Source organism: Ammoniphilus oxalaticus (assembly GCF_003609605.1).
Lineage (GTDB): Bacteria > Bacillota > Bacilli > Aneurinibacillales > RAOX-1 > Ammoniphilus > Ammoniphilus oxalaticus.
In genome coordinates, this window is sequence record NZ_MCHY01000008.1 from 339,346 (window position 1) to 363,727 (window position 24,382).

Genomic DNA, 24,382 nt, shown 5'->3' on the forward strand with positions numbered 1-24,382 from the left:
GTGAGGTGATAATAGTGGAATGGTTTAATCAATGGTTGACGATGTACCCTAAATTAAATTTTGTCATTATTTTAATTTTAGCAGCTTTTATATATGAACTTGGCTTTTCCAGAAAGTTGCCCATTTTGAAAAAGGCAATTATATATTTCTTGTTATTTATTGGTTGTTTTCCTTTAACCATTTTTAAAGCGTTGGGGCTACCCATAATTCAAGCTATGCTTGTAGCTTCGGCGTTATTAATTGTCGTTAGGTTAAGAAGACCAGCAAACCTCAGATAAAGGAGTGTAAGTAGATGAACTTATATGATACGTTATTTAATTGGCTGCAACTAAAAATCGTTGCTGACCATCGACCGAATGATGAAGCCGCTAATATTTCCGCTAATCATATGCAAAAAGTGTTAGTGGAGGAACATCATGTAGAAATTACCGAAGTAAAGCAGGAGAGCGGGAAATATTTAATCCATTATGTCAAAGACGGAGATCAAGAAATCCAAGAGGTACAGCAAGAGTTAGCGGAAATGCTGCTTCAATTTATTAATGATGCGCCAGAAAATTATGATATAGGTTAAAAAGGGTGTATAAAAGAGAATTTGATTGAATATTTCGATAGAACTTGTGAATAAAAAAGATTATAATGGTTTTTATGTGTAAAACAAGTTATTATAGATATGTCATTTTGTTTAAGGAGTGTTGAGAAAATGGGTAAAACCTCACAAATGTTGCTAGGTATTATGGCGGCAGGTTTAGCTTTCGCTATCATTCTCGCTTTTTCAGGTATTGGTATGCCAAAAGAAGAGGAAGCGGTTGAAAAAGAACCGGTCACTCTTGAACAGGTCGAGGCTAGAGTTCAAAATGCTTGTATCAGTTGTCATGGCGCTGATCTAACGGGAGCGGGAGGGCCAAGCTTACATAATCTTGGGCTTGATCACGATGAAATCGTGGATATTCTCGTTAATGGGATATCGCCCATGATGCCAGGCGGCCTAGCCAAAGGAATGGAAGATGAAGTTGCTGATTACCTGCTTACGCTTGAATAAAGCGTATTTAAAAACACCTGGGTCTTATTGACCCGGTGTTTTTTCCTTTTCTAACTCTTTTATAATTTCATCGGGTTTCAGACCTTGGATTGCCTTCCCGTTAATTACAGTTACAGGCACACCTAAAAAACCATAAGCTTTGACGTCCACAAAATAATCGGGGTGTGTCGAGCAATTTCTTAATTCGTAGGCGATTTCGTAATCGCGCAAGAATTTTCTTAGTATATTGCATTCTGGATTATGGTTTGTAGCATAAACAATCACGTTCAATTTTACGCGCCCTTTCTCAAATTAGTTTGAATATTAAGTAATTGATTGTAACATTCTCATTTATTGGATATACTTATAGTATCATAAAAAATTAGTTAATGGAGGCGTCGATGGCTGATAAAGTAGCTAAGTCACTGCCTGAGCAACTTCTACGGCTGCTCAAGGAAGAACGCTTTGTATTGCTCTCTACAATAGACAAGGATACAGGAGCGCCGTATACGCATGCCATTTCATGGCTGTATGCTCCTAATCAGTCGAAGATCCTTTTCGCGGTGGATAGTCGTTCAAAACTCGTTGATAATATAAAAGCAAACGAGTTGGTCTCGCTTACGCTAATCGGCTCTGGTTCTGTCTATTCAATTAATGGACACGCATCGATCGCGGCGGAGCAGATCGAGGGCGCCCCGATTAAATTGGCCAAGGTTGTTGTTTCAGTCGATGATGTCCATGACACGATGTTCTACGGCTCGAAAATATCCGTTGAACCGCAATATGAAAAAACATATGATAAACAAGCCGCTGATAAATTGGACCACCAAGTGATGAGCGCGTTAAAAGGCGAAGATCAAAATGAGCAGGCGTAGGAAAACTTATCCTACGCCTGCTTTAATTAGTTTTAAAGATTAGAAAATCCTTGCAACAGCCTACAAAACGCGCGACCCCTTCCGATCAGGTTGAGCGTTAAAAATTTTCATCCGCGTGTTGAGCTTAAGGTTTAGGGTTGCGTTTTTCCAATTTCCCGTTGTGGTTCGTTTTGTGGCAGGGCTTTAGGAAATTGGGGCATAATCCGTCCCACTATATCAGCTAGTTCCTCGGCAAATCCCGCGATCGGTTTGCCATTTTTGATGTCTTGGTTCATCTCTCGTAACCTTTGCATTACGTCAGGATCTGCAACGACGACGGTCGCTTTTCCATATGGATCCTTCTTTAGCGCTTCAGCAACTGTGTATTTTACCGTTCCAACACGCGGTCGATCCAGTTTGGCGTCGACATCAATTCCAACGATCGCGGTCTTCCCTAAAATGATTACGGTTGAATCATTTACATGCGGGACTCTGGTCGCTATCCTCGCTAATCGATTAGCTGTTTCTCCCGTCGTAATTTCTTCCTTATTAGTTTCACTCGTTTGCGGCGCTCGTTGCGTTTCTTGGACTGTTACATTGTTCCTGTCTTGGTTTCCAAGTTGGCAACCGGTTAACAGCAACGTAGCGGTGAGAGTCATGGAAAGAAAACACTTTGCCATTACAATTATCTCCTTCGCATGGTTTGTTTGTTAGATCTTACTGTTTCGCAAATAACAAGGAAACATACAACCAATTTTTTACTATCCATCTAATTAACTCGTCTATATTTTCGGCTGTAACATAAACTAAAAACAAACTCCCAATTTAATACCGTTAGATCTTCATCGAGCATAAACTAAAATAAATTCAATCATCCCCAACAGGTTTGAGGAGGCGAGATATTGAATAAAATCTATATCTTGGATACAAATGTATTGCTCCAAGATCCAGATGCGATTTATTCCTTTCAAGACAATGAGGTAATTATTCCAGCTGTCGTGCTTGAAGAAATTGATTCCAAAAAGAGGTACATGGACGAGATTGGCAGGAATGCTCGTTATGTAGCGAGGACGATGGACAGTTTGAGGACGAAAGGCAAACTACACGCTGGTGTTCCATTAGAAAATGGGGGAACGCTTCGTATTGAACTGAACCATCGCTCATTTACAAAAATGCAACAATATTTTGGCGAAGCAAGCAATGATAACCGAATCCTTGCAGTTGCTTTAAATATACAATCAGAACAACAACAAAAACCCGATGGCGGGAGACCTGTTATTATCGTAAGTAAAGATACTTTGGTGCGTGTGAAAGCGGATGCGCTTGGCATTACAGCTGAAGATTTCTTATCTGACCGTGTTGTGCATGAATACACGCATTTGTATACGGGTCATCTTAAATTAGCGGTTGCGAGCGAAACGATTGAGTCATTTTATGGCGCGGGGAAATTGGATGTGGCGCAAGCCTTTCCGAAAAAAAGATTTTATCCGCATCAATTTCTCATTTTGAGAGATGAATTAGGCGGATCGCAATCAGCGATTGGAAAAATCAGCGACGACTGTAAACAGTTTGAACCGTTACGGTATAACGAGGAACAAGTATGGGGGCTAAAAACACGAAACGCTCAGCAGAGAATGGCGATGGATCTACTGCTTAATCCGATGATACCGCTCGTTACATTGACGGGGAAAGCGGGTACAGGAAAAACATTGATTTCCTTGGCGGCTGGATTACATTTGATTGAGGATGAGCATATGTACAAAAAAATGCTAGTTGCCCGTCCGATCGTTCCGTTAGGTAAGGATATTGGTTATTTACCTGGCGAAAAAGAAGAAAAATTACGCCCTTGGATGCAACCGATCTTTGATAACTTAGAGTACTTGTTTAACACGAAAAGATCAGGAGATCTTGATAAAATTTTAGCGGGGATGGGCAGTATCCAAGTTGAAGCGCTAACGTATATTCGCGGTCGCAGCATTCCGGAACAGTTTATTATTATTGATGAAGCCCAAAATTTAACGAAGCATGAAGTGAAAACCATTTTAACGCGTGTTGGCGAAGGAAGTAAGATCGTACTGGTCGGCGATCCCGAACAGATTGATCATCCGTATCTCGATGAATCAAATAACGGTTTAACTTATGTCGTGGAAAGCTTTAAGAATGAAAAAATGGCAGGACATGTGAGATTAGAAAAAGGGGAACGTTCATCGCTGGCTCAATTGGCGGCAGATATTTTATAAAATCATTGCCGATCCCGTGTTAAATACGGGATTCTTTTCTGCTCTGACAGCTTTTGCGCTATCATTCTAATTATGAAATGTGTAAAATAAGGACTAGAGTTGATTAGGAGGTATATGATAAAGTGTTAATCCATTCGTTCCCTTTAGGAGCATTGCAAACGAATTCATACCTCGTATGCAATGAGCAGACACAAGAAGCTATAATTATTGACGCGGGCGCCAATCCGTCGCCATTGTTAGACAGTGTCGGTGATTATGAAGTAAAGGCAATATTATTAACGCATGCTCACTTTGATCATATTGCGGGGTTAAATGAGATAAGAAAGACAACAGGAGCGCCTGTTTATCTTCATTCCGCAGAAGAGGATTGGCTAGCTGATCCCAATTTAAACGGGGCGCGTCTATGGACGATGGTAGGTCCGTTTACTCCATCTGAAAATGCTGAATTTTCATTGGAAGATGGGCAAACATTAGACCTAGCAGGATTTAAAATCTCTGTGCTACATACTCCGGGGCATTCACCTGGCGGCGTTTCGTTCCAAATCGGAGAACATGTATTTAGCGGTGACGCTCTATTTGCGCAAGGAATCGGAAGAACGGATTTACCTGGCGGTAGTCACCAACAATTGATTGACGGCATCAAAGCAAAATTACTCGTGTTGCCTGAGAACACAACAGTCTATCCTGGACATGGTCCGCGAACGACGATTGGTAATGAGAAGTTGAGCAATCCTTATATTAGATAGCCGTTGGCATAGGCGCATTGTACTTCGATGCGCCTATTTCTATGTTTATTTTGAAATAAAATAGTAAAACACCACCCTCGGGGTAGAAGGTGGTGTTTGGGGGAGGTTAAAAATTTCCGAAAAATAAAAAATAGGGTGGGGGAGTCCCCCAGGTTCATCACATTTGTGATGTGGGATAGTTCACTATCTATAATAAAATAATATTATTATAGTGTCAATAGTGTTAATGTAAAAAGTTTCGATTTGGAGTGGGTAAAGTGTCTTTAAAACAAATAATTCAGCAGCAGATTGAAAGTCAAAACGGCCAAACCATCTCTTTTTATGATTTTATGGAACTGGCTCTGTACCATCCGCAACAAGGATATTACTCCCAAGCTCGTCAGAAAATTGGAAAAGAGGGTGATTTTTATACGAGTGTGTCGGTCGGAACGATTTTCGGAGAAGTATTAGCTCGTACTTTGGCTGAGATGGCTGAACAGTTAACGGGAAATGAAAATTGTTATCTCATCGAATTCGGTGGAGGAAGCGGCGCTTTAGCCCAGCAAATCTTGCGGGAGTGGAAGCAGCGGTTTCCGCAGTTACTAAGCCGCGTGGAAATGATTATGATTGAGAAAAGTCCTTATCATCGTGAACTGCAGCAGGAAAGTTTAGAGGGATTTAAAGCCCGCTGGTTCAATGATTGGGAAGCGGCGAGGAAACAATTAGGGGAAATGAACGCAGTTGTGTACAGTAATGAATTGCTGGACGCGTTCCCAGTGTACATACTTGAATACAATGGAACCGATTGGCAAGAAGTAAGGGTCACGTGGGATGGGGAAAAGGATCAATTTGTAGAAGTGTTAGTAAACATCGGCAGCGATCAGCTGAAGAGTTACCTGCAGCGCGAAAAGCCTTACATCCCGAAAATTGCTGGTTATCGAATAGAAGTTAATCTAGACGCCGAAAACTGGTTGCGTCAGATTGGACAAGGGCTAAAACAAGGGTACTTGCTTACGATTGATTATGGGTACGAACGAGAAGAGCTCTATCGACCACAACGTAAAGACGGCACTCTGATGTGCTATTACCAACATCAGGTTTCAACAGACCCGCTAGCGGACCCTGGGAATAAAGATATTACAACCCATATTCATTTCTCAGCGTTAATGGAGCTTGGGGCGCAAATTGGCGTTGAAAATTTAGGTCTCCTTAGACAACGACAGTTTTTAATAAACGGAGGCATCCTCAACATGTTGCAAGATCACCAAGCAGGGGATTTATATTACGACGCGGTTGCAAAACGGAATCGAGCGATTCGTCAATTAATCATGCCAGGCGGCATGGGTGATACGTTCCAAGCTCTCGTTCAGGCAAAAGGTGAGGTGAAGCGGGACCTGGAAAGTTTGAAACCAAAAGGCTGGATGTAACCAAATGTGTGGGACAAGTGGGTCTGCTGGAAATGGAAAAGAAGCTTGTCTTTAAAAAGACAAGCTTCTTTATGTATGGTTTATAAGTTCAGTAGAGCATCTAGGGCGTGTTGTTCTCCGCCTAACGGCATCATGAAGAACGCATAGTAGAAAAAGCCAACGAAGGAAAAGACCATGTAACCGGTGAAAATAAGCATGTATGATTTTTCAGAAAGATTCAGATAGCTTAAGGCTATGAACACGGCTGTTTGAGCAAAGAAAATCAAAGCCATCTCCGTTAAATTACCCCACATCGCCATGAGCGCTATCATCAGGGTCCAGAACCCCAGTACACGGAACATGCGATCCATATTAGTTTCAACTCCTTTACAACCCTTATTAAGTTACTTATTATCATAACAACATTATTATAATAGAGAATGAAAGGGATGTAAATAAAGGTTTGACTTTATTCACATCCCTCTTTTAAGTTGTTCCCTTAACTCGGAAGTTTAATAATAGTATAGTCGCACGATTTGCATCCACCCATGATTGAGTTTTCTTCTATTAATGTAATATCGCCGAAGAATGTTTCAAACATTCCTCTAAGGAACGTTTGGTGCATTTGACAAATGCTGTCTGGCATTTTCTGCGCTGTTTCTTTAAATGTGCAATTGTGGACTCGGAATTTGATTGTTCCATCATCGATCAGTTCAAGTTCCGGGTTCAGTCCTTGCGCAAAAATAAGTCGTTCGATGTGACCTAGTTTTGTTTCCGCGCTGGCGTCGAGGTTGACGCGTTCATTTTCGATCGCTCGTCTGGCGGCTTCATTGCCGAATCTTCTTCCCATTTCACCTAATGCGCGTTGTCCCTCATCACCAAGTGAAACGAGTGTATCAATCGCAATTTCAGCAAGCAATTGATAATCACGAGGCGGAAATTGTAAATTGACAACTTGTTCTGAAATAGAATAAAGTCGACTCGGACGCCCACCCCTGCCTGTTTTTTCAGAACAAGAATTCAGTAAACTGACATCTTCCAGCTTTGTTAAATGTAAGCGAGCGACGTTGGGATGAATTTCAAAATTCTCTGCTATTTCCTGCACCGTCACTTGTCTATGACTTTTTACAACATATTGATAAATGGAAAAACGTGTAGGGTCTGCTAGCACACCTGTTAGTTTTAATGTTTCAGTATCCATTTCGATTCCCCCTTGGTTGATTTGGGATAATTTATTAATCATTCGAATGAAATGTAAGTCGTTATTTCTAGTATTATATTATCATATCCTCACTACTCAAATAGTTTTTTCTGACCAACTGTCAACACTTTGTCAATGTTCCTATGATTATAAATAAAAAAACTGAAGAATCAGAAACGCTTATGATTAAACACTATTGACATAGTAATAAATTAAGTAATATAATTTTATATAGAAAGTATTTAAAAAGTTGTGTTATAATGAATATAGGAAAAATTCAGGAGAGGTGAGCATTTGTGAATAATTCAATTAAGTTTTATACATATCCCAGCTGTACTTCTTGTCGGAAGGCTAAATCGTTTTTAAAGCAGAATGGGATTCCTTATGAGGAAAGACATTTATTTCGCGAGCCCCCTACGAAGGAAGAGCTGCTTGAAATTATTAAGATGACGTCCAATGGTTTGGATGATATTTTATCTACGAGAAGTAGAACGTATAAAGAGTTAGATGTAGAAATCGATGATTTGCCTGTTTCACAATTGTTAGAAATGCTTCACGATGAACCTCGCCTATTACGCAGACCGATTTTAGTAGATGGAGAAAAATTAATTATTGGCTACAATCGAAATGCAATGGAAGAGTTAATGGCTTAATGAACAAAAGGAGCTATCCTACGATGAAAGATGTAGGGCGAGCTCCTTTTTTTGCGTCCAATAACGAAGAGGGTGGGTTAAAAGATGTCTTCTAAGCCGCCTAGTTCAAGTTCTCTGAACTTATTTTTCATTTTTTCGCGATTTAACTTCCAAAAACTATCTTCCATTTGGTGTTCCAAGGGGACGTCACAACGGATCGTCACAAGGTCTTTTGATAGATGCAACATTTCTAAATCGCCTTCGATTTTTTTACGCATGGCGGGAGTCAACGCATCCAAATTTTCAAGAACGCCCTGTAAGTCGTGGTACTGTTTAATAAGTCTTAAGGCGCCAACCTCCCCAATTCCTTTTACGCCGGGAATATTGTCAGATGAATCGCCCATAAATGCTTTTACGTCGATGAGCTGAGTAGGAGAGATCCCTTTTTCTACGTTGAGTTCATCAGGGCAATAGACCTTGTAGTTCCCCATTCCTCTTTTCATAATCGCTACTTTGACGCGCTCATTTAACAGCTGTAGGTTATCGTGATCACCTGTTAAAATCAGCACGTCCATTACTTCGCTATATTTTGTTGATAATGTTCCAATCACATCATCGGCCTCATAGCCAACGACGCCAACATTAGGAATCTCAAAGGAGTCCTGTACGACCTCTTTAATCAGTTCAAATTGCGGAATCAAATCTTCGGGCGGTTCGCCACGGTTCGCCTTGTATAAATCATAAAGTTTCGTTCGAAATGTTTTGGACCCCATATCCCAACAGCAAACGACGTGGGTCGGTTGGAACGCTTGGAAAGCATCATGAAAATAGCGAATCCATTGGTAAATGGCATTGATAGGAATGCCTGCGCTTGTTCGTCTGGACGGCATAGCGTAGTATCCCCTAAATAGTAAGGACATTCCATCTACGAGCATAACAAGTTCATTCTGCCTCACTGTTTTTCCCCCTTATACAATTCCTCTAAAATTATAGCATGCTTTCGCCTAAATTCGATAGGAACCATCTCTTTCCGTTTGCTAGAGGCTCATCCTTCTTTAGGAAAATGCTTTATAAACAAGCTTTCTGAAAGTGAAAGCTTGTCAGAATAAAATTTTGCAAGGTTTAAAGGTTGTGTCGGTTGGACATACTTTTCTAGTAGAAAATGATTCTATGAACTCTATTATCAGCATAGAATTAATTACGATAAAAATTAAACGGAGGGATCCATAATGACAGTAGTTAGGCAGGATGCCTGGACTCCTGATGATGACCTGATCTTGGCCGAGGTAACCCTGCGCCATATTCGTGAAGGCGGCACGCAACTAGAGGCTTTTGAAGAAGTCGGAGAAAAATTAGGAAGGACAGCAGCGGCTTGCGGGTTCAGGTGGAATAGTTGTGTTCGAAAAAAATATGAAGCCGCGATTCAAATTGCTAAAGCGCAGCGTAAACAGCGGAAGCAAGCGCAACGGAATCGGCCCTCTAGCCGAGCGTTGCCAACAAGCTATGACGAAAGCGCGATGACCAGCTCAACTGACCACCACGAACCAATCATGTCCGATGTATCCATTCCGGTCTATAGTGAACTAGAGGAAGAGCTATCTTTCGATGCTGTGATTCGCTTCTTGAAAAATCAAAAGAATTTGTCCAAACGGATCAAGCAAATGGAAAAAGAATTAGAAGAGAAGGAAGAGGAGTTAGTTCAATTAAGACAAGAAAATAATCAAATGAACAAACAACTCAATCACGCGCTTACCGATTATCAAGTTGTTAACGAAGACTATCGAACATTGATTCAAATTATGGATCGAGCAAGAAAAATGGCATTGCTAACGGATGATGAAGATCTGGACGCTAAACCAAAATTTAAGATGGATGCCAACGGAAATTTAGAAAGAGTAGATTAGTTGGTAAAAAAACAAGGCGTTTGCTTGCAAGAAGCGCCTTGTTTTTTTGTGTTCTTGGCATGTTGAACGAGATTTGGCAATACAATTCAACAAAGCCCCACAATCCATGCTGGACAAGAGGTGAATAGATGGTCATCCAAAAACTGCTCATCGCAAATCGCGGTGAAATCGCGCGTCGAATTATTCGAACCTGTCAGAGTAGAGGGATCAAAACGGTAGCCATATATTCGGAAGCAGATCAGGGAATGCCGTTTGTCCGTGAAGCGGATGAGCGAGTGTTGATTGGTCCTGCTCCAGTTGCTCAAAGCTACCTCCAAATTGAAAAAGTGATTGCTGCCGCTAAACAGACAGGCGCGCAGGGGATTCATCCTGGGTACGGTTTACTCGCTGAAAATCCCCTTTTAGCGCAAAGGTGCAGGCAAGAAGGTATCTTGTTCATTGGTCCTAAACCGAAAGTAATTGAGGCGATGGGAGATAAATTAAAGGCTCGAAAATGGATGGAACAAGCAGGTTTGCCTGTGATACCTGGTTCGAATGAGGAAATTCAGAGCGTTGAACAAGCCCTTCCCATCGCCGCTCGAATCGGGTATCCGTTGATGCTGAAAGCAAGCGCGGGTGGCGGCGGAATCGGAATGCAACTCTGTTATGACGAGCAACAATTGATCGATACGTTCCAATCCATTCAAACGAGAGCGCAAGTCTATTTTGGGAATGGGGCTTTATTCATAGAGAAATATATTGATCACCCTCGTCATATTGAAGCGCAAATTGCCGCCGATGAATATGGTTCGGTCATCCATTTATTTGAGAGAGAATGTTCTGTTCAACGTCGCCATCAAAAGGTGATAGAAGAGAGTCCCTCTCCTTTTTTAGATACCAAGTTAAGGGAACAAATTTGTGAAGCGGCGGTGCGAGCAGCGCGTTTTACCCAATATACAGGGGTCGGTACGGTAGAGTTTATCGTTGGAGCGGATTGTTCGTTTTATTTTTTGGAAATGAATACGCGTCTGCAAGTAGAGCACACGGTGACAGAGGAGATTACAGGCGTTGATCTCGTTGGGATGCAGCTCGATCTTGCTGAAGGAAAGCGATTGCCTGTTAAACAACATGATCTCCAAGTTCAAGGTCATGCCATAGAAATGCGTATTTACGCGGAAGATCCACAAACCTTTTTTCCATCGCCTGGTAAAATCAGCGTCTATAAAAAGCCGCGCGGAAATAATATTAGAATAGACGACGGGGTGGAACAGGGGTCGCAAGTCACACCGTTTTATGATCCGATGATTGCGAAATTGATCGTCAGCGGGAAGACGCGCGCGGAGTCATTGCGTGAAGCGTTGCTTGCCCTGCGCGCATTTAAGATAGAAGGGATCAAGACGAATATTCCACTGCTAGAGAAGGTGATAAATCATTCGCAATTTCAACAGGGCAGCTACGATACGACCTTCATAGAGCGGGTTTTATTGAAAGATTAAAGGGGGGCGCTTAAGGTGAAGCAGGTAAGGGCGAATATGGCTGGCATTGTTTTGCGTATATGTGTTCAAACAGGAGAGCAAGTGAGCGCGGGACAAGATCTGATCGTTTTGGAATCAATGAAGATGGAAGTGCCAATTCAGGCGGAGTCCGCGGGAAAAGTAGAGGAGATCAAAGTAAATGTCGGCGATTTCATTAATGAAGGTGATCTTGCTCTAATTCTCGTCTAAAACCAATGACGGGACAGGAGTGATTGCATGCAAACCGTTCAGATTGTTGAAGTCGGGCCACGAGACGGTCTACAAAATGAGCGAAACGTGATTGAAACGAGCGATAAGCTTCAACTGATTGCTCTGTTAGCAGATGCTGGCTTGAAGCGAATTGAGGCGACTTCCTTTGTCCACCCAAGATGGATCCCCCAATTAGCTGATGCTGACACGGTCGCTAGACATATATCGAATCGCGTCGGTGTTGAATATAGCGCGCTTGTTCCGAATAAAAAAGGCTTAGAGCGGGCGATTGTGGCAGGATTAAAGGAAATCGCTGTCTTTATGTCCGCTAGCGAAGCTCATAACAAACAAAACATTAATAAATCAATTAGAGAAACATATTCAATTCTCAGCGAAGTGATTAATCAAGCAGTCGTGGCGGGAATTCGGGTTCGCGGCTACGTGTCGACTGTGTTTGGGTGTCCGTTTGCAGGCGATGTGTCAATTGATGACGTGACCCGCGTTATGGAACAACTGTTTAAGATGGGCGTTTATGAGGTCTCATTAGGTGACACAATCGGCATCGCGACACCTAAACAAGTGGAAGAAAGATTAACCGTGTTATTGCGCTACTTTCCGGTTGAAAAACTGGCCTGCCATTTTCATGACACAAGAGGAACGGCGCTTGCCAACGTGTATGCGGCATTAACAAAAGGAATCCGTGTCTTTGATAGCTCGATTGGAGGGTTAGGCGGCTGTCCTTACGCCCCTGGGGCGACAGGGAATGTCGCGACGGAAGATTTAGTGAACATGTTAGAAGGGATGGGGATTGCGACAGGTGTAGATCTTCACCGTTTGTTAGCGGCGTCATCGTTTATGCAAACAAAATTGGGCCGCGCCTTACCGTCCAAAATGTTATCGTTCAAACAGAGAGGGGGGTATTAATCAATGGCGATTGAAATCAATCATAATGTCGATGTGGCGGTGATTACGATTCAACGTCCCGACGTGTATAACTGTCTCGATTTTTCCGCTTTACACCAGTTACGACGTTTGATCGATGAGCTCGCGGGGCGACAAGAGATACGAGTGGTCATTATTACAGGCGCGGGGGAAAAAGCTTTTTGTTCAGGAGCAGATCTAAAAGAACGAAAAGCGATGACAGAAGCGGAGGTAGAACGCTACATTCTTTTGATTCGGGATACATTTACCGCGTTAGAAAATATGCCGAAGCCGACTATTGCCGCAATTAACGGCTTGGCGCTTGGCGGTGGGACAGAGTTGGCGCTCGCCTGTGATTTGAGAATTATTGCAAAAAGGGCGCGGATGGGCCTAACAGAAACATCGTTAGGAATTATTCCTGGCGCGGGCGGCACGCAGCGATTGCCGCGTATAGTCGGGTTAGCCAAGGCGAAAGAACTGATTTTTACGGCAAGAACAATAGAAGCGGATGAAGCGTTGGCGATCGGGTTAGTTAATGAAATCGCAGAAGACCGATGTGTTCTTACCGCGGCTTGGGAGCTTGCTGCTCAGATCACGGCAAATGCGCCGCTTGCCATCGCGCAAGCGAAACATGCGATCGATCGCGGCGCCGAAGTGGATCTGGTTACTGGTCTAGCGATCGAGTCCGAAGCTTATCGATCGCTTATTCCGACGCGGGATCGATTGGAAGGTTTACGCGCTTTTGCGGAAAAGAGAAAGCCGCTTTATAAGGGTGTATAAAACGAGTTAGAGGGGGTTCGGGGAATGAAGGAAAATGGGCGTGGGTTTGGCGAAACGTTGCGGCAAAGAGTGGACCAGATTCGAAAAGGGGGCTCTGAGAAGTATCACCAAAGATTAACAGAGCAAAAGAAACGGTTCGCTCGTGACCGTCTCCGTCTTCTTTTTGATAATGACGATTTTTTTATTGAAGATGGTTTAATGGCAAATTTTTTAGCTGGCGATTTACCGGCTGACGGTGTCGTCACCGCGATCGGCAAAGTTAATGGGCAAAAAGTTTGTGTGATGGCGAATGATGCAACGGTGAAAGCGGGTTCGTGGGGAGCGAGGACGGTTGAGAAAATTATCCGAATTCAAGAAACGGCTGAAAAGCTAAAAATTCCGCTTATTTACCTCGTTGATTCAGCTGGAGCTCGTATTACCGATCAAATCGAGATGTTTCCGGGAAGACGGGGCGCGGGTAGAATTTTTTATAATCAAGTAAAATTATCAGGGGTGATTCCGCAAATCTGTATCTTATTTGGCCCATCTGCCGCGGGCGGGGCTTACATTCCCGCATTTTGCGATCTTGTGATCATGGTTGAACATGCGGCGAGCATGTACTTAGGATCGCCGCGTATGGCGGAGATGGTGATCGGAGAAAAGGTTTCATTGGAGGAGATGGGCGGGGCGCGAATGCATTGTACGGTAAGCGGTTGTGGAGATATGCTCGCTGCAAACGAAGAAGAGGCGATTGCTTCGGCTCGACAATACTTACAGTTTTTGCCTGCGCGGTTTTCCGATAAGCCACCTGTAGCTCAAGCGAAACCAGTTAAAGCGGGGGTTAGAAGCCCGCAGGAAATTGTGCCGACAAATCAACATACTCCCTTTGATATGTACGAGTTTATCGATTCCATCATTGATGAGGATACTTTCTATGAGATTAAGAAGTTATTCGCTGCTGAGATCATTACCGGTTTAGCGCGCATTGATGGGAAGGCGGTTGGGATTGTCGCAAACCAACCACGCGTCAAAGGTGGGGTTTTGTTCGTTGATTCGGCGGACAAAGCGGCTAAATTTATACAGTTATGCGACGCGTATTCAATTCCCCTCTTATTTCTAACGGATGTCCCCGGGTTTATGATCGGCAGCAAAGTGGAACGGGCGGGGATCATTAGACATGGCGCGAAAATGATTGCGGCGATGGCTCAAGCGACGACTCCAAAAATTTCTGTGATCGTGCGCAAAGCATATGGGGCTGGATTATACGCGATGGCCGGACCGGCCTTTGAACCCGATTGTTGTTTGGCTCTACCGACGGCTCAAATTGCTGTGATGGGTCCTGAAGCGGCGGTCAACGCGGTTTATCGCAATAAAATAAATGAATTTGAGGACCAGGAGCAACGTCAAGAATTTATTGAAAAAAAGCGGATAGAGTATCAAGAGGATATTGATATTTATCGGTTAGCTTCGGAATTAATTATTGATGGGATTGTAAGCGGAGAACAATTGCGCGGTGAATTAATTCAACGTTTTAAAGTGTATGAAGATAAACAGGTCCATTTCACTGATCGTAAGCGTCCGGTCTATCCTGTATAATGAAGGTATCTTAAAACCAACCCAGAGCTATTGGGTTGGTTTTAAATTAGGGGTGGTTTAATGAACATTTCCGTGATTGGAGGAGGTTCGATTGGGCTCTATTTTACCGCGCAATTAGCGTTAGCGAGCCATCAACTTACCGTTGTTTGCCGCAGTGAACGACAGGCCGGTGAAATCGCGCGTAAGGGCATCCGTTATATAGATCTAACCGACTCGGTCCAACAAGTTTGGCCACGAACGCAGTGGATTGAGGATAGGCCACTAGATGCTGATTGGATCTTTTTAACGGTGAAGCAACCACAGATCCTTTCGACGATTCCCTACTTGAAGAAACAACGCGCGGATATCCCTATTTTATGTTTTCAAAATGGGATGGGCCACGAGGAAGTATTGCGAAGTCATTTGCCATATGCGTCCATTTACCAGGCGATTACGACTGTAGGGGCTTATCGTCGCGATCCCTGTTCTGTTCAACATACAGGGCAAGGTGTAACGTATGTTGGATCACTGGCGAACAATTCTGAGACCCCGTCTGTGTTGCGGAATTTAGTTGAAAAATTGGATGGCGCCGCTGTTTCGGCGCAAATTGAACGTGACATGCGTGACCGCGTCTGGAAAAAGTTAATTATGAATAGTTGCATTAATCCGTTGACAGCTTTGTTTCAAGTTCAGAATGGAGAACTACTAGAAAATAAACATGCGTTGCAAATGATGGAACAGCTCTATCAAGAAGCTGTCGCTGTCGCTCGCCTTCAGGGAGTGGAAATCGATTCAAATTTTTTGCAGGAAATTGTCCAAGTTTGTAGAAATACTTACGGTAACAAGTCTTCCATGCTTCAAGATATCGAATCTGGCAAGGAAACAGAAATTAAGTTCATTAATGGGGCGATTGTCCGCGCTGCGCGGCATGTTGGGATTGAGGTCCCGATCCACGCCGCATTGACGCAGCTCATACAAGCGAAGCAACAATACAGCGCGCAACGTTGAAGGTTGATGAAAGAGAGGGGGGACACAATGGAGGCTATTGCAAACTTGCTTGCTGGGGTATTGACGATCCCTGTATTTACCCCTTTCGTCGTGTTTGCAACCGTATTCCTTCTCTTTCAGTGGAAAAATAAAAGTCGTAAAGTTGCGATAGGCCTCGCGGTGAATGTCACGACTTTCTTTTTAATTGTCGCTGTTACAATGTTTTATAATTTGACTAAACAAGACGGAACGATTGGCGCCAGTTGGTGGGTGCTTTTGTTTTTTGTGACCACAGGAGGCGCAATTGCTTGGCTGCAATATAAAATAAAAGGGCAGGTCGAACTGCTCAAAATGATTCGCGCCGTTTGGAGGCTAGCGTTTGTCTGTTTTACTTTTGCTTATATCATTTTATTTTTCTTCAGCATCCAACATTTCCTATCGAATACATAATGATTTATTTACCCGCAAACTTATTTTTGTGAATATGTTCTAAGATTGTTCACAATATAAAAGCAGGAAGCGCCTCCATAATTGGAGAAAATTAAAGTATGAGTAAAAATTAACTGCTTTTATGGGGAGTGGGGAGCATGAAGCCACCAATTGAAAGAATAGGGGGAAGGATTCGAGCCTTGCGGAAAAAGCAAGCGCTTACTTTAGAAGATCTTTCTCAGAGCACTGGTTTATCCAAGGGGTTATTAAGTCAGGTTGAAAGAGGTATTTCACAGCCATCGCTAGAAACACTATGGAAAATTACAAGGGCTTTAGACACTTCAATCGTTCATTTATTTGAAGAAGAGTCACATACACACGTCTATGTGACAAGAAGAGAAGAGAGGGATAAGGTCACATTTGCTGACTCAACAGGGGCATGTTACGTTTTGGGGTACAACGATTACACCAGGTTACGAATGCTGGAAATTATTTTAAAGCCCGGTGAAACAATGCGTGATCCGTTTACGGGGGGCGAAGGCGAACAAGGTCTTGTTGTCACTAAAGGAAACCTAACCGCTCAGATCGGAACGGAAGAGTTCGAACTGCGGGAAGGGGATAGCGCTTTTTTCAATAACAATCTTGCTCATTCTGTCATGAATAACACGGACGAAACGGTAACTTATCTGTGGTCAATCACTCCATTCAAAGCTTATTAGGTTTACAAAGGTCAATTTTCCCGCTTCGGAACATTGACCTTTTTTGATGGAGCGCAAAGGATGCCTACATATACGAATTGACAGTGTACAACTAAAAAATATGGTAAAATGAAACGTATCTAAATTGGAGATACTTAAAGAGAGGAGGGAATGAGATGCGTGTGGAGGAAAAAAATCTGAGGGGAAGCAACCTCTTGGCGGATCATTATTTATATCAATACCATAAACTTCAACATTTTTTTTCTTTCCATCCATTTCTGCATTCATCTACAGAGGCCCGATTGCAATGGTTAAAGGAACGGCCTATTTCTCATCGTAAGGCATTAGTCGAAGGGTTGTTGCGTTATAACAAGCAGATGGGAAACCATTCCCAAGCGATTCATAATATAGAAGCTTTGTTAGACGAAGAAACTTACGTTGTGGTCGGAGGGCAGCAAGCGGGGATTTTAACAGGGCCCCTTTATGTGATACATAAAGCGATTACGTTAATTCAGTTAGCCGAGCAACTTCAGGAGCAAACGGGAAAAAAGATCGTTCCAATTTTTTGGATTGCGAGCGAGGATCATGATTGGGATGAAGTCGATCATACTTATATCTATCATTGGGAGAGGGAGCTTAAACAAGTCAAGCTGCCAAGACCGCAACAGAGAAACGTTTCAATCAGCGAGATTGAGATTGATTCGGCTGTTTTTATTCAATTTATAGATGAATTATTTGCTGGTTTGCCCGACTCTATATATCAGCAAGACTTGAGATGTAAATTAACGGAGCTCGCTGCCGCTTCGACAAAATTGAGCGACTTTTTCGCTAGAGTAATCGGCTGGTTGTTTGGTAAGTTTGGACTGATCCTGCTTGATTCTGCTGATGGGTTTGTTAGGGAACTGGAAAAACCCGTTTTCTCCAAGTTAATCACAGATAACATGAATCCGTCTTTGCTCGAAACAAAACATCAATTAATCTCTTCAGGTTACCACTCGCAGTTAGAAATACAGGAAAATTCAGCTCACTTCTTTCTTCACATTGATGGTGAACGGCGCTTGATTGTCCGAGAGGATGAACATTCCTTGCGGGTGAAAGACGGACAACTCACTTTTTCGGTTGAAGAACTGCTAACGATGCTCGAACAGGAGCCAACGAAATTCAGCAGTAATGTTGTAAGCCGACCTGTGATGCAAGAAACGATTTTACCTGTGTTGGCATTTGTTGGCGGTCCTGGGGAAATTGCCTATTGGGCTCAATTAAAGTCAATTTTCACCTCGTTTGGCTTGCAGATGCCAATTGTTACGCCGAGAATGGGTTTTACATTGATTGATCGGTCCATTGAAAAATATATGGCGGGCTTTCAGTTGTCCTATTCAGATGTTGCGGGACGGTGGAACGAAGCGCGTCAAGCGTGGCTTAATGAACAAGTTAACCTCGATTTACCTCTTGAATTTAATCAACTTAGCGAAGATGTAAGGCGTGTGATTGAAGTGTTCCTTCAACGGATGATGGCAGTGGCCCCAGGCATTAAAAACGTAGGCGACAGCGCCTTAGAAAAGATGATGTCTTCGATTCGATTTATGGAAAAACGCGCAGTTGCCGCAATTGAACAACGCGAACAAGCATCCTTAAAACAATGGGAAGAGACACGATTGGCGTTAATGCCGTTAGACAAGCCACAGGAGAGAGTCTATAATGTGTTTGGCTATCTAAATAGGTATGGACCTGAATGGTTAACTGAGCTCATTCGGCATCCGTATACAATAGATGGGAGTCATAAACTGATTTACATATAACCTGATTGAAGGGAGAACAATTCATGACGATAGTAAAAGATAGTATAGTCAGCGATATGTCCCTTGCTCCAAACGGACATTTAAAAATAGACTGGGTTCAGGAGCATATGCCTGTTTTAAATCGAATTCGGGAGCAATTTGAACAAAACAAACCTTTTGCGGGATTAAAAGTAGCGATATCGCTTCACCTTGAGGCGAAAACAGCCTACTTAGCAAAAGTGGTCCAAGCCGGTGGGGCTGACGTAACGATTACGGGCAGTAATCCGTTGTCAACGCAAGATGACGTATGCGCGGCCCTTGTTGAGGATGGAATACGGGTATTTGCCAAATATAATCCATCCCCAGAAGAATACAAAAGCCATTTAATTTACACGTTGGAAACGAAGCCAGACTTAATTATTGACGATGGCGGCGATCTTGTGACGATTTTGCACAGTGAAAGGGAGGATCTCGCTGGACAAGTTCGCGGCGGAGCGGAAGAAACAACAACAGGCATTCTTCGCTTGAAGGCGCTCGAGAAGTCTGGAAATTTAAAGTTTCCAATGATTGCTGTGAACGACGCGTTTTGTAAATATTTATTTGATAATCGGTATGGGACAGGCCAATCAGTTTGGGATGGCATTAACAGAACGACAAACCTAGTCGTCGCTGGGAAGACAGTGGTTGTCGTTGGCTATGGATGGTGTGGCAAAGGTGTTGCGATGCGGGCCAAAGGACTTGGGGCCAAAGTGATTGTTACCGAGATTGATGCGATTAAAGCGGTAGAAGCGTATATGGATGGTTTTGAGGTGATGTCCATGAGCGAAGCGGCTAAACATGGCGACTATTTCGTAACCGTCACAGGTAATAAAGATGTGATCCGCGGCGAACATATGGAGCAAATGAAAGATGGGGCGATTTTATCCAATGCGGGCCACTTTGATGTGGAAATTAATAAAGTAGAGCTTGAAGCCCTTGCTGATTCTAAGCGAACAGTGCGGCAAGATATTGAAGAATACCAGTTGAAAGATGGACGGAAGATTTATTTGTTAGCAGAAGGCCGTTTAGTCAATTTAGCGGCGGGAGATGGTCATCCAGCTGAAATTATGGACATGACATTCGCTTTGCAGGCCGTTTCCTTGGCGCATGTGAATGAGAACTATGAACAGCTAGGAGCTAAGGTGGTGGATGTGCCGTATGAACTAGACGAAAATGTGGCCCGTCTAAAACTTGAAGCTTTAGGGATTGGAATCGACACATTGAGCGCCGAACAAAAGAGTTATTTGGATAGTTGGACAGAATAAAAAAAATTCCTGCTACTTAGCAGGAATTTTTTTTTTATTCACGAATAGTTAAGCAGAGTGGGGAATTGTGGGGCGTAAGGGGAGAATGGTGGTGGGAAGTGGGGTGAATAGACTGTGTTCATGGGGGAATATCAGCATAGCATCGATGACAAGGGTCGATTAACGATCCCTGCCAAGTTCCGTGAATCGTTAGGCGCCGATTTTTTAATTACCCGTGGATTGGACAACTGTCTATTCGTATACCCAATGGAAGAGTGGAAAGCATTAGAAGGAAAGTTAAAAGCGCTCCCATTCACCCGAGCGGACGCGCGCGCATTCACACGATTTTTCTTCTCAGGCGCTACTGAATGTGAATTGGACAAGCAGGGAAGGGTAAATATACCCGCGGCCTTGCGCCAACACGCCCGTTTAGAAAAGGACTGTGTTGTGATTGGCGTTTCCAGTCGCGTAGAAATATGGAGTCGCGCCCTATGGGAAGACTATGCCACTGATTCCGCTGAATCGTTTAGTGAGATTGCTGAAAAAATTGATTTTGACTTATAGATTTATAGATGGGGTGATGTTTTGTTCCACCATGTCACAGTATTGAAAGAAGAAGCGGTGACCGCCCTTAATCTTAAAGCGGATGGCGTATATGTTGACTGCACACTTGGCGGGGCTGGTCATAGTCAGGTGATCGCATCCGCGTTATCCGCGCAAGGGCGATTGATTGCGATTGATCAGGACGATTGGGCTTTGCAACATGCTCAAAAAAAACTCGCTGATCACTTACATAAAGTTATATTAGTCAAAGGGAATTTTCGTTCGTTGCGTGACATTGCGCAGGAGCAAGGATGTGGGCAAGTAGACGGGGTTCTGTTTGATCTCGGTGTTTCATCTCCACAATTGGACGAAGGAGAACGGGGCTTTAGCTATCGGGCGGATGCCCCATTGGATATGAGAATGGATACGGATCAATCTCTGTCAGCTTATGAAATTGTTAATGAGTGGGATGGCAGTGACTTAGCTCGGATCATCTTTCAATATGGAGAGGAAAAATTTTCGCGGCAAATTACGCGCGAAATTTTAAAGGCGCGCGAAAACGGACCGATTGAGACAACGGAAGAATTAGTTGAATTAATTAAAAAAGGGATTCCTGCCCCTGCGCGCAGGACGGGCGGTCATCCCGCGAAACGGACGTTCCAAGCGATTCGGATTGCGGTCAATGACGAGTTAGAAGCTTTCCGCGAAGCGCTTGAGGCGGCAATCCAAATACTAAAGCCCGGCGGTCGCGTTAGCGTGATCACGTTTCATTCTCTAGAAGATCGGATTTGCAAGCAAATCTTTCAGCAATATAGCAAAGGGTGTGTGTGCCCGCGGGATTTTCCGCAGTGCGCTTGCGGGATTAAGCCCGTCATTAAAGTAGAGCGAAGGAAGCCAATTTTACCAAGCGATCGGGAAGTAAAGGAAAACAATCGGGCTCGGTCCGCTAAATTAAGAGTCGCTGAAAAATTATAAACAGAACAAATGGAGGAGAGTCGGAAAGTGAATAGACATCAGTATGGTAATCTCGCGGTTCAATTGAACCAGCAGCAAGTTCAGCCAAGGGTGGAACAACCGAACCGAAAAGAACCAGTTTCCCCTTATGGAATCCCGATCGATGAAAAGCTGCTATATTTATTAAGTGTAATCGTGATCGTTTGTATTTCCGGCTTTATTTTATCCCGTTATGCCTTAATTTCACAAATGAATTATGAGGTGGAAGGGATGAAGGTAGCGATCAATGAGACACAAGAGCAAAATTCAAGTTTAAAATTAAAAGTCGATGAACTTAGCAAACGGGAGCGTATTTTAAAGATTGCTCAAGAAGAGCTGGGAATGACTTCGAATAACAGTACGGTCCGCGTTTTAAAACCATAGAGGTTTAGAGGGAGAGAGGGAAACGATGACCGAAAAAAGGATAAGAATGCGCACGGTGTTTTTAGGGGGAGCTTTCACCTTCCTCTTTTTTTTATTGTTACTGCGTGTTTTTTGGATTCAAACAGTGAATGCCCAATGGTTACTGGAAAAAGCTCAATTGCAATGGGAACGTAACGATACGTTGCAACCAAAGCGAGGCACGATTTTTGATCGAAATGGGGAATTGCTCGCTTATACTTCAAAAGCGTACACGGTCATTGCTAAACTGAGACCGTTAAGTAAAAAGGACGAGGATTACGTGGACCGCGCCTTTGAAGCGGCTCAGAAACTGGCTCCGATTTTAGGGATGTCGACTGATCGCATTACAAAATTGATCGAGGACGGAAAGGCGGCCAAGCGCGGTCAAGTCGAATTGCGACCAGGCGGCTGGAAAATTGATGAAGATAAAGCGGAAGAAATTGCAAAGCTTGCGATACCGGGAATCATTCTTTATCCCGAGACAAAACGCTATTATCCGAATGATGCCTTTGCCGCGCATGTGCTCGGCTACACGGATTTAGACGATAAAGCGGTAATGGGGATCGAAAAAGTATTTGATGAACGCTTGCAAGGAACCGATGGAAAGTTGCGTGTGCTAAAGGATCAAAGAGGATTTAAACTTCCAGCTGCAGGGAGCGAGGACGATTTTATTCCTGCGCGCGATGGCGATAATATTTACCTTACGATTGATTACCAAATTCAAAACTATGTGGAAGACGCCTTGAATAACATCACAAAGAAGTATAAGGCTAACGGAATTTCAGTGATTGTCGCGGATCCACATTCGGGTGAGATTTTAGCGATGGCTAACCGACCTCATTTTAGTCCGAATAAGTACCAAGATATTACGAATTGGACCAATTTTGCCATTAGCAACACATTTGAACCGGGTTCGACGTTCAAGATCGTAACGTTGGCGGCCGCGATTGAAGAGGGCGCTTATCGAAACGATCTGACGTACATGTCAGGGACGTATCGTCGAGATGCGTTGGGTCCGCCGATTCGGGACCATAACCAAGGTAAGGGTTGGGGAACAATTAGTTATTTAAGAGGGGTGCAAGAATCGAGTAACGTGCTGTTTACGATTCTCGGTTATGAAAACTTAGGGAAAGACAAATTATACGAGTATTTACAAAAATTCGGTTTCGGTCAGCAGACGGGAATCGGATTGCCGGGCGAGGCGTCCGCAGAACTTAGAGATAAGGAACGTCTTTATCCGCGGGACGTCGCCTCGATGACATTTGGTCAAGGGGTTGTCGTTACAGCGATTCAACAAGTCGCGGCCGTTTCAGCTGTGGCCAATGGCGGGGAACTCGTTAAGCCATATGTGGTGAAGGAAATACGTGACGCGCAGACGGGTGAAGTCATTGAGCGAACCGAAAGAACTGTTAAGCGACGTGTCATTTCTGAAGAAACGGCCAAGCAGACGCGCGATATTCTGGAGTCTGTTGTAGATGAGGGGACAGGTTCTTTTTATAGAATAGAGGGTTATCATGTTGCGGGGAAAACAGGAACGGCTCAAGTTGTCGGGGCAAATGGTCGTTATCTGGCGAACAAACATATCTACTCTTTTATTGGTTTTGCCCCGAAAGACGATCCGAAATTCGTTGTTTATGTGATGGTTGACCAACCGAATGTTTCGAATTTCGGTGGTCGGGATATTGTTGCGCCGATCTTTAAACATATTATGGAAAACAGCTTGCAATATAAAAAGGTATCGCCAGATCTTGAGGCGGAAACGATAGATGTAGAAGAAACGGATGCTATTGCTATCCCGGATTTAAGCGGTAAAACACCAGTGATCGCTGAAGAAATGTTAAAACAAGTAAAATTAAGGCTGAAAGTCGTGGGAACCGGCTCTAAAATTGTCGGTCAGTATCCGCGACCAGGTGAAGAAGTGATTGCTGGCAGTGTTCTTTATGTCATCACGGATAAAGTAGACGAGGACTATCTTCCTGATTTTACGGGCCAAACTTTGCGCGAAGTGATGGAATATAGTTCGATGATGGGCTTATCGCTAGATGTTCATGGAAAAGGGTATGTCGTTTCGCAAAATATTGAAGAAGGAACTCGAGTGAAGAGAGGAGGACAGTTGGCGGTGGAATTGAAACCGCGTTCTAACCAGCTGGAAGATGAACGGATAACAGAAGAGGAAGAGCAGCAGGAAACGGAACTAGAAGAGTCCGATGAAGCGGAAGAAGAAGTTTCAGGTGATGTTGACAATCAAGAGAGGTAGAGCGTCTAAGACGTTCTATCTCTCTTCTTTTTTTCATAGTGATTTAAAGGAGACAAGTTTAACTGAATTTTTAA

Annotated in this window: 28 protein-coding genes; 23 read left to right on the forward strand and 5 right to left on the reverse strand. The window is 43.4% G+C overall.

Annotation, left to right across the window (positions count from 1 at the left end; genetic code table 11):
• Positions 1 to 14: 14 nt before the first annotated feature.
• The 3 genes from BEP19_RS07965 to BEP19_RS07975 all read left to right on the forward strand — a co-directional run bounded on the left by BEP19_RS07965 (position 15) and on the right by BEP19_RS07975 (position 1,039).
• Positions 15 to 278, forward strand: coding sequence for a YlaH-like family protein (locus BEP19_RS07965; RefSeq protein ID WP_120189325.1), 264 nt, complete (start codon positions 15 to 17; stop codon positions 276 to 278).
• A gap of 14 nt (positions 279 to 292) precedes the next feature.
• Positions 293 to 571: a hypothetical protein gene (locus BEP19_RS07970; RefSeq protein WP_120189326.1), complete on the forward strand. Its 279-nt coding sequence runs from the start codon at positions 293 to 295 to the stop codon at positions 569 to 571.
• Between the two features lie 129 nt (positions 572 to 700).
• Positions 701 to 1,039, forward strand: a complete 339-nt coding sequence (locus BEP19_RS07975; protein ID WP_245983431.1) for a c-type cytochrome — start codon at positions 701 to 703, stop codon at positions 1,037 to 1,039.
• 24 nt (positions 1,040 to 1,063) lie between these two features.
• On the opposite strand, the gene BEP19_RS07980 is transcribed toward BEP19_RS07975, so the two are convergent.
• Positions 1,064 to 1,303, reverse strand: a complete 240-nt coding sequence (locus BEP19_RS07980) for a glutaredoxin family protein (protein ID WP_245983493.1) — start codon at positions 1,301 to 1,303, stop codon at positions 1,064 to 1,066.
• 116 nt (positions 1,304 to 1,419) lie between these two features.
• On the opposite strand from BEP19_RS07980, the gene BEP19_RS07985 reads away from it, so the two are divergent.
• The gene (locus BEP19_RS07985; RefSeq protein ID WP_120189329.1) at positions 1,420 to 1,893 is read left to right on the forward strand and encodes a pyridoxamine 5'-phosphate oxidase family protein; all 474 of its coding nucleotides are present in this window, start codon (positions 1,420 to 1,422) and stop codon (positions 1,891 to 1,893) included.
• A 131-nt stretch (positions 1,894 to 2,024) separates the two neighbouring features.
• Here BEP19_RS07985 and BEP19_RS07990 read toward each other — a convergent pair whose 3' ends face one another.
• Entirely contained in the window at positions 2,025 to 2,552 is a 528-nt protein-coding gene (locus tag BEP19_RS07990; protein ID WP_120189330.1) for a YhcN/YlaJ family sporulation lipoprotein, read from the reverse strand.
• Between the two features lie 222 nt (positions 2,553 to 2,774).
• Here BEP19_RS07990 and BEP19_RS07995 point away from each other — a divergent pair, with 222 nt between their 5' ends.
• The 3 genes from BEP19_RS07995 (at position 2,775) to BEP19_RS08005 (ending at position 6,264) form a co-directional block, all read left to right on the forward strand.
• A complete protein-coding gene (locus BEP19_RS07995; protein WP_120189331.1) occupies positions 2,775 to 4,112 on the forward strand; it encodes a PhoH family protein in 1,338 nt (445 codons plus the stop codon).
• Between the two features lie 122 nt (positions 4,113 to 4,234).
• On the forward strand, positions 4,235 to 4,858 hold the full coding sequence (locus BEP19_RS08000; protein ID WP_120189333.1) for an MBL fold metallo-hydrolase: 624 nt from the start codon (positions 4,235 to 4,237) through the stop codon (positions 4,856 to 4,858).
• Between the two features lie 257 nt (positions 4,859 to 5,115).
• A complete protein-coding gene (locus BEP19_RS08005) occupies positions 5,116 to 6,264 on the forward strand; it encodes a class I SAM-dependent methyltransferase (RefSeq protein ID WP_120189335.1) in 1,149 nt (382 codons plus the stop codon).
• Positions 6,265 to 6,344: 80 nt separating this feature from the next.
• On the opposite strand, the gene BEP19_RS08010 is transcribed toward BEP19_RS08005, so the two are convergent.
• Together BEP19_RS08010 and BEP19_RS08015 are read right to left on the reverse strand one after the other, a co-directional pair.
• On the reverse strand, positions 6,345 to 6,614 hold the full coding sequence (locus tag BEP19_RS08010; protein ID WP_120189336.1) for a DUF2626 domain-containing protein: 270 nt from the start codon (positions 6,612 to 6,614) through the stop codon (positions 6,345 to 6,347).
• A 128-nt stretch (positions 6,615 to 6,742) separates the two neighbouring features.
• Positions 6,743 to 7,444, reverse strand: coding sequence for a helix-turn-helix transcriptional regulator (locus tag BEP19_RS08015; RefSeq protein WP_120189338.1), 702 nt, complete (start codon positions 7,442 to 7,444; stop codon positions 6,743 to 6,745).
• A gap of 296 nt (positions 7,445 to 7,740) precedes the next feature.
• On the opposite strand from BEP19_RS08015, the gene BEP19_RS08020 reads away from it, so the two are divergent.
• Complete coding sequence (locus BEP19_RS08020; RefSeq protein WP_120189339.1) at positions 7,741 to 8,097, forward strand: Spx/MgsR family RNA polymerase-binding regulatory protein; 357 nt, start codon at positions 7,741 to 7,743, stop codon at positions 8,095 to 8,097.
• Between the two features lie 77 nt (positions 8,098 to 8,174).
• Here the strand turns inward: BEP19_RS08020 and BEP19_RS08025 are convergent, their stop codons facing one another.
• On the reverse strand, positions 8,175 to 9,011 hold the full coding sequence (locus BEP19_RS08025) for a 5'-3' exonuclease (RefSeq protein WP_120189967.1): 837 nt from the start codon (positions 9,009 to 9,011) through the stop codon (positions 8,175 to 8,177).
• 294 nt (positions 9,012 to 9,305) lie between these two features.
• Here BEP19_RS08025 and BEP19_RS08030 point away from each other — a divergent pair, with 294 nt between their 5' ends.
• From BEP19_RS08030 to BEP19_RS08100, 15 genes are all read left to right on the forward strand, one after another.
• Complete coding sequence (locus BEP19_RS08030) at positions 9,306 to 9,980, forward strand: RsfA family transcriptional regulator (protein ID WP_120189340.1); 675 nt, start codon at positions 9,306 to 9,308, stop codon at positions 9,978 to 9,980.
• A gap of 134 nt (positions 9,981 to 10,114) precedes the next feature.
• Positions 10,115 to 11,455, forward strand: coding sequence for an acetyl-CoA carboxylase biotin carboxylase subunit (locus BEP19_RS08035; protein WP_120189968.1), 1,341 nt, complete (start codon positions 10,115 to 10,117; stop codon positions 11,453 to 11,455).
• Positions 11,456 to 11,470: 15 nt separating this feature from the next.
• Positions 11,471 to 11,683, forward strand: coding sequence for an acetyl-CoA carboxylase biotin carboxyl carrier protein subunit (locus tag BEP19_RS08040; RefSeq protein ID WP_120189341.1), 213 nt, complete (start codon positions 11,471 to 11,473; stop codon positions 11,681 to 11,683).
• Positions 11,684 to 11,710: 27 nt separating this feature from the next.
• A complete protein-coding gene (locus BEP19_RS08045) occupies positions 11,711 to 12,607 on the forward strand; it encodes a hydroxymethylglutaryl-CoA lyase (RefSeq protein ID WP_120189342.1) in 897 nt (298 codons plus the stop codon).
• Positions 12,608 to 12,610: 3 nt separating this feature from the next.
• Positions 12,611 to 13,384 carry an enoyl-CoA hydratase-related protein gene (locus BEP19_RS08050; protein ID WP_120189343.1) on the forward strand — a complete coding sequence of 258 codons (774 nt, stop codon included), beginning with the start codon at positions 12,611 to 12,613 and terminating at the stop codon, positions 13,382 to 13,384.
• A 24-nt stretch (positions 13,385 to 13,408) separates the two neighbouring features.
• Positions 13,409 to 14,959, forward strand: coding sequence for an acyl-CoA carboxylase subunit beta (locus BEP19_RS08055; RefSeq protein ID WP_120189344.1), 1,551 nt, complete (start codon positions 13,409 to 13,411; stop codon positions 14,957 to 14,959).
• Positions 14,960 to 15,019: 60 nt separating this feature from the next.
• The gene (locus tag BEP19_RS08060) at positions 15,020 to 15,946 is read left to right on the forward strand and encodes a ketopantoate reductase family protein (RefSeq protein WP_120189345.1); all 927 of its coding nucleotides are present in this window, start codon (positions 15,020 to 15,022) and stop codon (positions 15,944 to 15,946) included.
• A gap of 27 nt (positions 15,947 to 15,973) precedes the next feature.
• Entirely contained in the window at positions 15,974 to 16,375 is a 402-nt protein-coding gene (locus BEP19_RS08065) for a DUF3397 domain-containing protein (RefSeq protein ID WP_170145309.1), read from the forward strand.
• A 137-nt stretch (positions 16,376 to 16,512) separates the two neighbouring features.
• A complete protein-coding gene (locus tag BEP19_RS08070) occupies positions 16,513 to 17,073 on the forward strand; it encodes a helix-turn-helix domain-containing protein (RefSeq protein ID WP_120189347.1) in 561 nt (186 codons plus the stop codon).
• Between the two features lie 155 nt (positions 17,074 to 17,228).
• A complete protein-coding gene (gene bshC / locus BEP19_RS08075; RefSeq protein WP_120189348.1) occupies positions 17,229 to 18,851 on the forward strand; it encodes a bacillithiol biosynthesis cysteine-adding enzyme BshC in 1,623 nt (540 codons plus the stop codon).
• A gap of 23 nt (positions 18,852 to 18,874) precedes the next feature.
• Positions 18,875 to 20,134 carry an adenosylhomocysteinase gene (locus BEP19_RS08080; RefSeq protein WP_120189349.1) on the forward strand — a complete coding sequence of 420 codons (1,260 nt, stop codon included), beginning with the start codon at positions 18,875 to 18,877 and terminating at the stop codon, positions 20,132 to 20,134.
• Between the two features lie 114 nt (positions 20,135 to 20,248).
• Complete coding sequence (gene mraZ / locus BEP19_RS08085; protein ID WP_120189350.1) at positions 20,249 to 20,677, forward strand: division/cell wall cluster transcriptional repressor MraZ; 429 nt, start codon at positions 20,249 to 20,251, stop codon at positions 20,675 to 20,677.
• Between the two features lie 21 nt (positions 20,678 to 20,698).
• Complete coding sequence (rsmH, locus tag BEP19_RS08090; RefSeq protein ID WP_120189351.1) at positions 20,699 to 21,631, forward strand: 16S rRNA (cytosine(1402)-N(4))-methyltransferase RsmH; 933 nt, start codon at positions 20,699 to 20,701, stop codon at positions 21,629 to 21,631.
• Positions 21,632 to 21,658: 27 nt separating this feature from the next.
• Positions 21,659 to 22,033: a cell division protein FtsL gene (gene ftsL / locus BEP19_RS08095; protein WP_170145310.1), complete on the forward strand. Its 375-nt coding sequence runs from the start codon at positions 21,659 to 21,661 to the stop codon at positions 22,031 to 22,033.
• Between the two features lie 25 nt (positions 22,034 to 22,058).
• Positions 22,059 to 24,308, forward strand: coding sequence for a PASTA domain-containing penicillin-binding protein (locus tag BEP19_RS08100; protein WP_120189353.1), 2,250 nt, complete (start codon positions 22,059 to 22,061; stop codon positions 24,306 to 24,308).
• Positions 24,309 to 24,382 lie beyond the last annotated feature (74 nt).

Bases quoted from the DNA above. Each gene is read 5' to 3' on its own strand.
- BEP19_RS07970 (WP_120189326.1), top strand. From the start codon at position 293: ATGAACTTATATGATACGTTATTTAATTGGCTGCAACTAAAAATCGTT.
- BEP19_RS07975 (WP_245983431.1), top strand. From the start codon at position 701: ATGGGTAAAACCTCACAAATGTTGCTAGGTATTATGGCGGCAGGTTTA.
- BEP19_RS07985 (WP_120189329.1), top strand. From the start codon at position 1,420: ATGGCTGATAAAGTAGCTAAGTCACTGCCTGAGCAACTTCTACGGCTG.
- BEP19_RS07990 (WP_120189330.1), bottom strand. From the start codon at position 2,552: ATGGCAAAGTGTTTTCTTTCCATGACTCTCACCGCTACGTTGCTGTTA.
- BEP19_RS08010 (WP_120189336.1), bottom strand. From the start codon at position 6,614: ATGGATCGCATGTTCCGTGTACTGGGGTTCTGGACCCTGATGATAGCG.
- BEP19_RS08015 (WP_120189338.1), bottom strand. From the start codon at position 7,444: ATGGATACTGAAACATTAAAACTAACAGGTGTGCTAGCAGACCCTACA.
- BEP19_RS08025 (WP_120189967.1), bottom strand. From the start codon at position 9,011: ATGCTCGTAGATGGAATGTCCTTACTATTTAGGGGATACTACGCTATG.
- BEP19_RS08030 (WP_120189340.1), top strand. From the start codon at position 9,306: ATGACAGTAGTTAGGCAGGATGCCTGGACTCCTGATGATGACCTGATC.
- BEP19_RS08045 (WP_120189342.1), top strand. From the start codon at position 11,711: ATGCAAACCGTTCAGATTGTTGAAGTCGGGCCACGAGACGGTCTACAA.
- BEP19_RS08050 (WP_120189343.1), top strand. From the start codon at position 12,611: ATGGCGATTGAAATCAATCATAATGTCGATGTGGCGGTGATTACGATT.
- BEP19_RS08055 (WP_120189344.1), top strand. From the start codon at position 13,409: ATGAAGGAAAATGGGCGTGGGTTTGGCGAAACGTTGCGGCAAAGAGTG.
- BEP19_RS08060 (WP_120189345.1), top strand. From the start codon at position 15,020: ATGAACATTTCCGTGATTGGAGGAGGTTCGATTGGGCTCTATTTTACC.
- BEP19_RS08065 (WP_170145309.1), top strand. From the start codon at position 15,974: ATGGAGGCTATTGCAAACTTGCTTGCTGGGGTATTGACGATCCCTGTA.
- BEP19_RS08070 (WP_120189347.1), top strand. From the start codon at position 16,513: ATGAAGCCACCAATTGAAAGAATAGGGGGAAGGATTCGAGCCTTGCGG.
- bshC (WP_120189348.1), top strand. From the start codon at position 17,229: ATGCGTGTGGAGGAAAAAAATCTGAGGGGAAGCAACCTCTTGGCGGAT.
- BEP19_RS08080 (WP_120189349.1), top strand. From the start codon at position 18,875: ATGACGATAGTAAAAGATAGTATAGTCAGCGATATGTCCCTTGCTCCA.
- BEP19_RS08100 (WP_120189353.1), top strand. From the start codon at position 22,059: ATGACCGAAAAAAGGATAAGAATGCGCACGGTGTTTTTAGGGGGAGCT.